We start from the raw sequence: 11,853 nt of genomic DNA, 5'->3' as shown, positions 1-11,853 counted from the left end.
AACGGATTGGGGCGGACAGCATGGTTTCGGCAGCGGATTTCGAGCGGGCGGCGGGGTCGGTTTTCACCGTTTCGGCCGGTGGGCGGCAGTTCTCGCTCGAATTGACCCAGGTTCGCCGCATCGAGGCCAGCCCCCGCGACGGCGGCGGCTTCACATTGCTGTTCAAGGGGCCCCGCGAGGTAAGGCTGCCGCAGGCCATCTATCGCTTCACCAGTGATACAATCGCCGACGACATTTTCATCGTGCCGGTTTCTGTCGACGCAACGGGCCATGTCTACGAAGCCGTCTTCAACTGAGTTCGGTTCGATGGTCGACTATCTCTTGATCCCCGAGGTGCTGGATAAAGCGGCATGCGGCGCGCTCTGCGCGGAGATCCGCGCAGCCGTCGGCCGGGACGCCGGCCTGCTTGGCCGTTCCGACCACAAGCCGGCATGGCCTGAGGTGCGCCGGACCAGGCGCGCGGAGGTTTCGCCTGCCACCAAGGCGCGGATAGAGCACCTGCTGGCGCGGCAGAAGCCGGTTCTGGAGCAGCGTTTCGGCGTCGCACTCGGCGCGAGCGAGGAACCCCAGTTTCTCCACTATCGCGAGGGCGATTTCTTCGTGCCGCACCAGGACGGCAACACGCCGCTCATTCATGACGAATCGCGCTTCAGGAAGATCTCGGCGGTGATCTTCCTCAACGCTCAGTCCGACAATGCTTCTGTCGAAAGTTACGCTGGCGGCTCGCTGGTCCTGCATGGTCCTTACAGCGGTCCGGACCTGCGCGTTGCCATGCCGGCAGTGCCTGGCTCCCTCGTCGCCTTCCGTTCGGAAACAACGCACGAAGTCACTCCGGTCACCCGCTACGAACGTTTCACCATCGTCTCGTGGTATCGCGGCGCCTGAGAATCTGTATCGCGGTCAAGAGAGTGGACGCACCATTAGGTCGTAAACACCCTTGTCCTCGGCGACGGCGAAACCCAGCCGCAGATAAAGCCGCGTGGCCGGGTTGTGCTTTTCGACATGGATCGAGACGGCCTTGCCGACCGCGCCCGCCTCGTCGATCAGGTCGCTGAGCAACGCCTTGCCGAACCCTTTGCCGCGATAGGCCGGCAGGAAAGCGATGTCGATGATGCGGTGCTGGCTTGGCCAGCGCTCGATATAGAGGCGGCCGATATCTTCCGCGCCAGACATCACCACCAGCCAGTCGGCTTGCGGATAATGCTGCTGGTAGTGCGCGTGCTGCGCCCGGAACTGCATGTCGAGAAATGCGGTCTTCTGAGCCTCGGCCCAGGATGTCAGCGCCAGTTCTTCCGCACGGGTGGAGGCATAGACCTCTGCCAGGAAGGGCAAGTCGGCATCCGTGGCTACGCGAAAAGCCAGCCCGGCGCCAGCCGCCCGCATCCAGCCGCTCGAAACCGGTTCAACGCCTATCAACTGATTCATCGAAGCGATCAGGGGCGAGCCGGGAAAATTCCTTGCAATGCGATGCAGAAATTCAGTGTCAGATACGGCATCAGATTGTTGTGCGGCAGGCTGCTGCCAGTTGGCTGCACTGCATTGTTGTTCAGTGGCGTCAAATTCGCGTTGCTGGTCTGGTAGACCGGTCCGCCCGCCGATCGCGCCAGTCCTGTGGATGCCGACGGCGCGAACAGCAGCGCGGGAGGAATGGCGGCCATCAGCGAATGCACGTGTTGCGGCATCTCGGTCTGCAGCAACGTTACTGTCGTCGATCCCCCGGTTTCACCCAAAAAGTGGTCCGTTCCGCCGGCAGCCTGGCCGGGCTGCATCGGCGCATTGCCTTGCATGTCCGGTAAGGCAAAGGTTGATTTGCCATCGCCGCCGTAGGTTGTGCCCAACAGCGAGAACAAGGCCGTGTTTTGCGAGATCGGCATGAGCTGACCATCACAGGCAGCCCAGCCCACAGGCGCAAAATTGAACGGGAAAACTCGGATTTCCGCGACGAATTGGTCCGACATGGTCCTGTCCTATGTTTGGCTCGGGAAAACGCCGAACAGTGAGATGATGAAATTGATACAAAGATAGGGCTGCAGATTGCTGTGCGGCTGACTGCCGCCCGCGGGCGTCATCGACGAAGGCCCAAGCGCCACGGTGGGAGCGATCGCGGAATAGACTTTGATCGTGGACGACTGGGCAAGCACATTGTTGCCCGGGGCGCTGGCGCCGCCGATATTTGTTGTCGCCATGAACGGGTGCGAGTGCGAGGCGATCTGTTGCGTATTGAGCGTAACCTCCTCCGAACCCGCCATCTGTCCGATCACGTACCCGCTGCCTTGATGCAGCGGCACCCGGCCCGACAGATTCGGCAGATTGAACGTCTCTTGCCCGTCACCGCCATAGGTGGTGCCAATGAGCTGGAACAGGGTCTCATACTCCGAGATAGGCAATGTCTGGCCTTGACAGAACATCCAGCCGTTCGGATTGAAATTGCCGGCGAACATGCGAATCTCGCCCACATAGGCTGTCATCGTTGGAATTCCTTCAATTTCGCGATGGAAAGATGCCGACCAAGGCGATGCAGAAATTCAAGGTCAGGTATGGCTGCATGTTTTCGTGCGGCTGGCTGCCACCAACGTTGCTGACTTCCGTCGGGATCATGGTCGTAAGGTTCGCTGGTGCGCCGTAGAGCTGATTGGCGGGCCCGAGATAATTGTTGGTGGCGATCACCTGGTCGCCATCGACCGTCGAGGCGCTGGCACCATGCACGTGGGACGGCAACTCCTGGATGGAGAGCGTGTGCGCCGCCTCGCCGCCGGGCTGGCCAAGGAAAAATCCTTCGCCGCCCATATGTGTCGGCACGCGGCCTTGCAGATTTGGCAGCGCGAACGTGGTTTGCCCATTGCCACCGTAAGTCGTGCCCAAAAGAGAAAACAACGCCTGATTCTGATTTATAGGCAGCAACTGCCCGTTGCAGAACGCCCAACCCTTGGGAGGGAAGTTGAACGATACCAGCTTTATTTCCGATAGATATGGCTCTGCCATACGGGGCCCCTCCAGCTTCTATCCGACTCCGCTACCATGACATATCGGGCTGAAAAGTCGACATGAATCTTCTGTATTCGCGGCGGCTTGATTGCCGCTCAACTTGATTTGATCAAGGCAGCGGCGGCGACGTGTTCACGAGATTGATCGTCCCAGACGTAGCAACGGCTGTCGTGCCCGGATTGAGGTTGTTGTCCTTGATGACCTGGCTGGCGGTTGCCGCCACGGATACACCCTTCGACAGGTTAAGCGTCGATGTGCTGCCGGGCGTCACCTGCAAGTAGACATCGCTGCCGTTCGCCGGGTCGCCATTCGAGAAGTCGTTGCGCTGTGTCCCGGTGCCGCCGACCAGAAGGTTGACGACGCCATTGTCGCCGGCAAGGCCCGAGCCGGCGACGATATAAAGGCCGGCAAATGTATTCGAATCGCCATTGCTTGTCGTATTGCCTTGCACCGTCGCGTTGACTGTACTGCTGCCAGCAATCTGCGAAATCTGGATGGCTGCGGTGTCGTAGTGCACAAGCGTATTGTTCAGGATGGCGATGGTGAACGTGCCGTTGTCCTGGCTGTTGATGTCGATGTCGTTGGAGCCGACGCCGCTGCCCGAATGGGCGGTCGCGGCAACACCAATCGTATTGCCTGAAATCGTGCCGTCGAATGTCGAATTGCCGCTGCCGCTGCCCTTGTTCACTTCGATGACGTGGGACTTGATGCCGGTACCGCTATTGGCGGCATGCATGTCGAACGTGTTGTTGGAGATGCTGAAAGTGACGTTGCCGAGGCTGGCGATGTCGAAGGCAGTGCCGCCGCTGACGGTCAGAGGATGATTATTGGTCACCGTGTTGCCGATGAGCTGGACATCCATGTTCGTCCCGACCTGACCCGTCGCGGTAATGTTGCTGGCGCGTGCGCTGGTCAGCGCGCTGTTGGAGACGGTCAGGTTCATTGTCGCGCTGCCGGCGTCGGCCTGGAAATTGATGGCGTCGTTCATGCCTGTGCCGTTGTCGCTCCGCCCACCGATGGTGGAACTGTCGATCGTCAGCCGGTTCAAGGTGCCGGTGTTGTTCTCGACCAGGATCGTGTTGGTGTAGCCGCCGCTGATGTTCGAATTGGTGATCGAACCGCTGCCCAGCAGGTTGGTCAGCCGGATGGCATCCTCGCCGGTGTTGGCGAAGGACGCCAGTCCGTCGGACAGGCTGTTGGAGGTGCCGCTGTCGCCGCTGATGACGCTGTGGTCGAGCGTGAAGCCGGTGACGTTGTTGCCGCGGATGGCGAAATTGCCGAAATCGTTCAGCTGCATCCAGCCAAGCTGCACGTCCTTCGTACCGTTGAGGAAGATACCGGTGCCTTGCGTGGTGCTGCCGTCGGCACCCGTCTTGTTGGCGATGGTGCCGCCCGAGCCGGCTGAGCCGGTGCCGGTCACATGCAATCCGCCATTGCCGGCGGCCGTGCCGGTGTTGACCAGGATGATGCCATTGGCGCTGCCGCCATTCGATGTGATGCTCTGGAAGACAAGGTTCCCCGAGCCGATCGTCGTATTGACGACATTGAGCGCGGTGCCGGTCGTCGACGCGATCGTGTTGCCGGCGCCGGTCACGTTGACCGTGCCGCCGCCGGTGGCGTTGAAGGCGGTGGCTGTGGTGGTGTTGATGACCAGGCCGCCGCCGGTGAAGTTGATCGTCGCGCCGGTGTTGTTGGCCAGGTTGACGGCGGTGTTGGTCACGTTGGTCAGCGAGCTGCCCGCGCCGGAGAAGATGATCGTGCCGCCGGTGTTGGTGTTGACGTTGATGCCGTTGTTGACGTCGCCGTTGGTGCTCAGAGTTCCGCTGAGCGTGACCGTTCCGCCGGTGCGTCCGGTGATCTGAACGACGTTGTTGGCAGCGCTTCCTTTCGACACCGACGCCGCGATGGTGATGTCGCCGGAGCCGCCATTGATGTCGATGCCGATACCCTTGACGGAGCCGAACCCGCCGGGCCCGCCGATCGCACTGGTGTTATCGCCGACCGTAACCGCGCCGGTGTTGTTGTCGATCCTGATGCCGCCGCCGCTTGCCGAGCCCGCCTGATCCTTGATCGTCACCTTGGCGAAGTTCACCGTTGCGCCGGTGCCGTTGAGGAAGATGCCGTTGGAGTTCGTGCCGGTCACGGCGCTGAGCGTGCCACCATTGAAGACGCCGCCGCCGACATTGGTCAGATTGACCGCATCGCCGCTGGTAATCGTGTTAATGGCCGTCATCGTGCTGAAGGTGGCGCCACTGGCGCCGACGGTCATGCCGTTCCAGACCAGGAACTGGCCACTGGACGTGTTGACCGTGTTGCTGCCGGTGACGTTGATCGTGCCGCCGCCCGTAGCGCCAAAGCCGAGGCCGGAGGTGGTGGTGATCCCCATACCGCCGGCGAAATTGATGGTGGCGCCGGCGTTGGTCGCCAGATTGACCGCAGTGTTGACACCTGTGGAAAGCGTCATGGCGCCGTTGAAATTGAAGGCGCCACCGGTGTTGGCGTGGACAAAAATGCCGTTGTCGCTGGCAGTGTTGGCGGTGAGCGCCCCGGTCAGCGTGACCGACCCGCCGGTGACGCCGGAGATGTCGACGATCTTGCCAGCGCTGGTCTTGGTGATCGAAGCGGCCACATTCAATGTAGCGGCGCCGCCCGAAACCTCCACGCCGATGCCTGCCGGGTCGTTGGTCGCGCCGATCGAGCCGCCATTGATGTTGACCGTGCCGGACGTGTTCAGCAGGCGCACACCGGACGCGCCGGTGTTGTCGATGGCCACCGTGCCGAAGGTCACGGTGCCGGTCACGCCACCATTGATATCGATGCCGTTGATATTGGCGCCGCTGACCGTCGCGCTGGTAAAATTGACGGTTGACGAGGTGGCGTTCTGTACCGTGATCGCGTTGTTGCTCGAGCTTGCGATGGACACATTGCCACCGTTGAAGATGCCGCCCGAGACACCGGATAGCTGGACACCGGGACCGCTAACCGTGCCGGTCGCCTTGAGCGTGCCGAACGTCACGCCGCTGGCGCCGATGGTCGCGGTCTGCATCGACACGACGCGCCCGGTGGCCGTCGTCACGGTGTTCGTGGCGCCGGTCACGGTGATCGCGCTGCCATTGATGACGAGCATGCCATCGCCGCTGGTGGTATCGACCGTCACGCCGCCGGTGAAGCCGGTCGTGCCGCCGGTTTGCGAAAGCCCGGCGCCGCTGGTGGTGTCGATGTTGGCCAGGCCGGAGATGTTCAGCGTGCCGCTGGCCCAGCCGATGCCGCCGCCCGTGTTGGGGATGGTGACATTGTTCACCGTCACAGTGTTGAAATTGAACGTGCCGGTGTTGGTGTTGATCGCACTGATGCCGAAGCCCGTCGTGTTGGTAATGCTCGTCGCGCCGGTGACGGTGAAGGTGCCGGCAACGCCGTCGAAGATGATGCCGCTGGCGCCACCGTTGGCGGTCACGCTGCTGAACGTCATGTTGACCGTCAGCGGATCGAGATCGAATGCCGCGCCGTTGGTGGTGGTGACCACGCCGGCGCTGGTGTTCAGCGTGAAGGTGGTGGTCTTGGTGTTGGCGATGACACCGGTGCCGCCATTGTTGGCGAGGCTGAGCGTGCCCAGATCAAGGGTGCCGCTGGTGTTGGTGAAGCTGAGGCCATTGCCCTGGACCCGCGCACCGGGAGTGCCGATGCCGAGCGTACCGGCGCTGACGGTGCCGCCGGCTCCGTCGGAATCGAAGCGGACATTGTTAAAGGCGATGCCGCCACCGGTGCCGCCGATCACTTTATTGCCGGCAAAGGACCTGATCGCGATCGAGTTGTCCGTCGCACTGATGTTCTGGCCGGAGAAGGATGCCGCCAAGGCGGATCCGGTCGATTGCAGCGTGTTGCCGTCGATCGAAAGCAGAAGCGTGTTGGCCGGCGCGCCGGTGGTGGAGAAGTCGAGCGCCCGGCCGCCGGCGGCGATGTCGTCGTTCCTCAGGAAGAAACTGGAGGCGGCCGTGGCGGTGACGGCGACGCCGGTGCCGCTGCCTGTGTTGCGGATGATGAGGTTCTGGATGCCGCCGGTGACGAGGCCGGTGCCTGATGTCGCGAAGTTGACCACCGAGCCGGCGGTGTTGCTTTGCAGAACAGGCCGCAGCGTGTCGATGCCGCCAGGCGCCGAGATGATCGGCGAATTCTGCACCGTGGTGAAGTGGAACGCCGCCGAAGCGCCGCCGCTGGTGTCGACACCGAGCTGCGAAACATCGACGGCCGCGTCGCCGCTCTTGAAGGCGAGCAGCACCTGACCGTCATCGAGGTTGAATGTCGTCCCACTCAGGTCGATGGTATCCTGGGCGCCGTTGACGTTCTTGTCGATCAGCACGACGACATTGGCGGTTGACGCCTGCGCGCCCACATAGCTGCCCGGATCGGCGAGGCTACCGTCGCCGGTGCCGCCTGATGTGACATAGTAGACGCTGATCGCCGACAGGTTCGAGGTATCGCCGTTGAAATTGACGTCGTTGAAATTGTAGTCGCCATTGGTCGGCAAAGTATCGGTGGCGTGGATGACCTGGCCACCGCCGAAGGTCTCGATCTTCGATTCGGCCGGACCGGCACCATCGCCGAACACCAGCTGGGCGTTGGTGGCGGCGGACAACTGGACGCCCTGCGCGACACGCACGATGGTCGACGTCTGGCCAGTCGGGCCGGGATTGCTGTTGACGGTGTCGCCGAGCTGGATCGTGCCGGTGCCGGTCGTGCCGGCCATGTCGATGCCGAGCGAACCGGCGGAGAGGCCGCCGTCGACGTCGAAATCGCCGGCGGTGATGTTGCTGGCGCCAAGCGAAGCACCGTTGAGGTCAAGGCCGACAGCGTTGGTGGCGCTGGCCGCCATCACCATGTTCAGGCTGTCGAAGCTCACCGTCGAGCCGAGCGTGCCGGAAATGTCGACGCCGCGCGCGTTGGCGCCAGTGATGCCCAGCAGGTTTACCGCGCCGAGATCGAGGGCGCCGCCGCTGACATCATTGAGCGAGATGCCGGTCGTCGCGCCATTGGTCGAAATCGTATCGAACGTGATGCCATCGACGCCGATTGTCGCGCCAGTCGCCCCGGCCACGACCGCCGTCGCGTCGCCAAGCTTCAGCGCCGTGCCCGTACCGGTGGTGATGGTGTTGCCGGCGCCGGTGACGCTGATCGTGCCAGGGCCGAAGGTGCTGGCGGTGAAGCCGGCGCCGCTGCTGGTGGTGATGACGAGGCCGCCATTGGTGAAGTTGAGCGTGCCCTTGGTCTGCGGATCCGGCACGTATGCGGGTGCCTTGACGATGGCATCGTTGGCGCCGGTGTTGAATATCTTCGATGTACCAGAGAAGGTGACCGTGCCGTTGGCCGAGCCGCCGATAGAGACACCTGTGCCACCGCTGTGATCGATGGTGCTTGCAATATCGTATATGCCGTCGGCATGGCCAAAGAAGTCGAAGGCCGTCGATGACGTGGTGGAATTGACCGAACCGCTCATGTTCAAACGGGTTCCATCGCCGCTGGCGCTTATCACCGCGCCCTCACCGATCGTGATCGAACCGTTGTAAGTCAGCGTGGTGAAGGCCAGGTCATTGCCGCCGCCGAGGCTGATGGCCGCGACGGTGGTGTTGGTGATGCTGGCGCTGCCGTTGACGCCGACATTGACGGTCCCGCCCTGCGAGGTCTGTGTGATGCCGATCTGGCTGCCATCGATGGTCAGGGTGGATCCGGCGACATTGGCGATGTTTACGGTGGTGATCTGGGGGCCAACGATCTCGAACCCTTCGTAGCTGGTGTCGAGATCGATCGTGCCGGTGAAATTGACCACACCGGTGCCGCTCAGGCCGGACAGTGAGGCGCCGATGTAGCCGGTATCCTTCAGGCCGCCAATGTCGACATCGCCGCCGAGCACGACACCCTCGAGCAGCACGCCAGCCCCGACACCAGCTGTGGAGACAGCCTTGATGCTGTCGAAGGCGACGCCGGCGCTGCCGACATCGGCGAAGCCTATGACCAACCCATTGCTGCCGGAGTCGATCGTGTTTCCAGTAACGGGGCCAGTGCCTGATACGCTGACGGTGCCGCCAAACGCCGCGACAAAACCTGTCCCGGTCGTCGTCTTTATGGCGAGGCCGCCATTGGTGAAGTTGACCGTGCCATTCGTATTGGCGGTCGGCGCGCCAAGGGGGTAATTGCCCGTGATGCCGAGGCTGACGCCGTCGGTGGCGCCCGAGTCGATCTGCTTGGTGGCGCCGGAGAAGGTGACGGTCGCCGCCGTGCCATTGTCGATGCCGGTAACGATAATGTTGCCGCCGGCGTCCGCAAGGCCGTCCGTCAGATTGCCCGACAGCGTCACCGAGCCGCCGGTCAGTTCCTGGATCGAAACCGCCGCGCCGGTGCCGTTGCTGGCGATCGTGCCGCCATAGGAGATGATCGCATTGCCGCCGCTGGCGTTGGTTGCCGAGCCGACATTGAAGGCCGTGCCCACACCGGTGTTGGTCAGCGTGCCGGTGCCAAGAGCGACCGTGCCGCTGAGGTTCTGCAGATCGACGCCGTTGCCAGCGCTGAAGGTCGCGCTGGTCGAGGTGAAATGGATGTTGGCGGCAATGCTGTCGAGATCAATCGCTTGCGCACCCGTGGCGCTGATCGTTCCCGCGTCGACCTCGACCGTGCCGCCTCCGGTGGCGGCGAAGGCCGTCGAGCCATTGGTGGTGGTGATATCGATATCCGCGAACTTGATGGTTGCGCCGGTGTTGTTGGTGAGCGAAACGCCGTTGCCATTGACCGTCACCTTGTCGGTGAAGTTGACCAGACCGCCGGTGCGGTTGGCGATCGAGATGCCGCCGCCGGTCAGCGTGCCGGCCGGCCCGCTGTTGGGCAGGTTGCCGCGCGTGACCGTGATGTTGCCGCCGCCGCCATTGGCGTCGAGCAGCGTGCCGGCGACGTTGATGTTGTTGTTGGTGATCGACACATTGCCGATAGTGCCGGTAGTGCCATCGAGCTTGAAGGCTGTCTGGCCCACGGCGACATTGCTGACCGTGACGCCATTGATGACGACGCCGCCCGTGTTGTCGAAGGCCGCCGCGCTGGAGTCGATGAGGAAGACCGAGCCGCTGCCGCCGGTGAAGTCGAAAGCAGTGTCCTTGACGGTATTGCCGCCGAGCAGATGCAGTGTATCGCTGCCCGTGCTCTTGACCACGCCTTCGTCGCCGGAGACGGTGGCGCCCGTCGCGCCGAGATTGCCCTGGACGTTGACTGGCTGGATGGTGCCCGCCGTGGTGAGGGAGGCGCCGTTGCCGAAACCGATGATCGACTGTCCCGCATCGAGGGTGAACGGCGTGCCGCTGAGGTCGACGGTGCCGACGAAGGCGAAGCTCTGCGTGCCGACCATGGCGTCGGCCTGGGCTGCCGTGACCGTGGCGACGTCGGCGGTGAGTCCGTTCGTGCCGGTGGTGATCACGCCGCCATTTTGCGAGATCATGATCGTCCCGACAGCCGCCAGCGCCAGATTCGCGTTGCCGGTGAAGAACACGTCGTTGAAATTGTAGTTGCCGAGCGCCGGATTGAGCCCGACCGTGTTGACGGTGAAGCCGCCGGCCGCAGCACTGATAGAGGACTGCAGCCCATCGACAGACGTGCCGTCGCCGAAGGTGAAATTGGCGTTGGCCGACGTCGCCGTGGTGAAATCGGATGCCAGGTCGACACCAATATGGACGTTGGAGATGCTGGAGCCACGCAGGAAGGTGATGGTCTTGTTGCCTGTCGTCGACGACAGGTCGATGCCGCGCGAAGAAGAATTGCCGGTGCCGGTGATCGTCGTCAGGCCGAAATCTGCGGCGGTGGCGGAGCCGCTGAAATCGATGCCGGTCTGGTTGGCGCCGGCGCCCAACGTCACATTGGTCGTGCCGAAGGTGACGTCGGCATTGGTACCGCTGAAATTGATGCCGGCCGTGTTGGCGGTCGAGCCTAGGGTCACATTGGTCGTGCCCGTAAACGTCACCGAGCCGGAATTGCCTGATATGTCGATGCCGTTACCGCCGGCACCCGACACAGTTACCGCGCCAAAGGTGGCACTTCCAGCAACGTTCGAGATCGACAGCCCGTTTCCGGTCGCGTTGGTGATCGACAAAGGCGCGGTCGCGTTGAAGATCGCGCCGGCGCCAAGGGAGCCGATCACGACGCCGCCGCCACCGCTGGCCGTCAGTGCCGAGCCGGTGAAGCTGATCGTACCGCCGGTCGGCGCCGTGGTTGTGCCGATAGCGAACAGATTGCCGGTGCCAGTCGAGGTGACATTGCCGGAGAAAGCCACCGTGCCGCCGGTGATGCCGTCGACCTTGACCGCCGTGCCGAGCCCGGTCGCCGAACTGGAGATGGGAGCCGAGACCGTGATCGCGGCGCTGCCGCCGGAAACGACGATGCCATTTCCGGTGCCGGAATTATTTATAGTGCCGCCGACCATTTGGATCGCGCCGGCGGAGTCGGAGATGGCCAGGCCTCCACCGCCGCTGGCTGTGATCTCCAAATTAGTGAGCGTAATCGTGCTCGATGCCTGTTGCCCTTCGATGCGTATAGCCGCGCCGCCGGCGGGAGTGGTTGCGCCGATAGTGCCCCCGCCAATGGTTACATTGTGGTCGACGCCATTCTGAATCTCGATACCGTTGCCCGCCACGCCATCAATATCGACGGTACCGATATCCACCGTGCCGATACTGGCGCCAATGAGATTGACGCCATCGCCGCCGGTCCCGTCGATCTTGATCGAATCGAACGTGAAGTGACTCACGGCGCTTGTGGCGCGGATGGCATCACCCACCGCTCCGCCGATCGTAACGGCTCCCAGGGAGACAGCCCCACCGCCCATGGTGTCAAGGTTCA

General features: G+C 62.9%; 7 protein-coding genes. 2 read left to right on the top strand and 5 right to left on the bottom strand.

Annotated elements, in window-relative coordinates; translation table 11 throughout:
- Nucleotides 1-20 precede the first annotated feature (20 nt).
- Together ACZYHG_RS07470 and ACZYHG_RS07465 are read left to right on the top strand one after the other, a co-directional pair.
- Nucleotides 21-296, top strand: a complete 276-nt coding sequence (locus ACZYHG_RS07470; RefSeq protein WP_464613231.1) for a DUF6916 family protein — start codon at nucleotides 21-23, stop codon at nucleotides 294-296.
- Nucleotides 271-885: a 2OG-Fe(II) oxygenase gene (locus ACZYHG_RS07465; RefSeq protein WP_464613230.1), complete on the top strand. Its 615-nt coding sequence runs from the start codon at nucleotides 271-273 to the stop codon at nucleotides 883-885. The genes ACZYHG_RS07470 and ACZYHG_RS07465 overlap by 26 nt, the downstream gene beginning before the upstream one ends.
- Nucleotides 886-900: 15 nt before the next feature.
- On the opposite strand, the gene ACZYHG_RS07460 is transcribed toward ACZYHG_RS07465, so the two are convergent.
- The 5 genes from ACZYHG_RS07460 to ACZYHG_RS07440 all read right to left on the bottom strand — a co-directional run bounded on the left by ACZYHG_RS07460 (nucleotide 901) and on the right by ACZYHG_RS07440 (nucleotide 11,791).
- Complete coding sequence (locus ACZYHG_RS07460; RefSeq protein WP_464613229.1) at nucleotides 901-1,425, bottom strand: N-acetyltransferase family protein; 525 nt, start codon at nucleotides 1,423-1,425, stop codon at nucleotides 901-903.
- 8 nt (nucleotides 1,426-1,433) lie between these two features.
- The gene (locus ACZYHG_RS07455) at nucleotides 1,434-1,958 is read right to left on the bottom strand and encodes a phage tail protein (protein ID WP_464613228.1); all 525 of its coding nucleotides are present in this window, start codon (nucleotides 1,956-1,958) and stop codon (nucleotides 1,434-1,436) included.
- A 9-nt stretch (nucleotides 1,959-1,967) separates the two neighbouring features.
- Nucleotides 1,968-2,468: a phage tail protein gene (locus ACZYHG_RS07450; RefSeq protein WP_464613227.1), complete on the bottom strand. Its 501-nt coding sequence runs from the start codon at nucleotides 2,466-2,468 to the stop codon at nucleotides 1,968-1,970.
- A gap of 13 nt (nucleotides 2,469-2,481) precedes the next feature.
- On the bottom strand, nucleotides 2,482-2,982 hold the full coding sequence (locus ACZYHG_RS07445; protein ID WP_464613226.1) for a phage tail protein: 501 nt from the start codon (nucleotides 2,980-2,982) through the stop codon (nucleotides 2,482-2,484).
- 112 nt (nucleotides 2,983-3,094) lie between these two features.
- Complete coding sequence (locus ACZYHG_RS07440; RefSeq protein ID WP_464613225.1) at nucleotides 3,095-11,791, bottom strand: beta strand repeat-containing protein; 8,697 nt, start codon at nucleotides 11,789-11,791, stop codon at nucleotides 3,095-3,097.
- Nucleotides 11,792-11,853 lie beyond the last annotated feature (62 nt).

It is taken from the genome of Mesorhizobium subarcticum (genome assembly GCF_055456085.1).
This window is presented reverse-complemented; position numbering and strand designations above follow the sequence as displayed.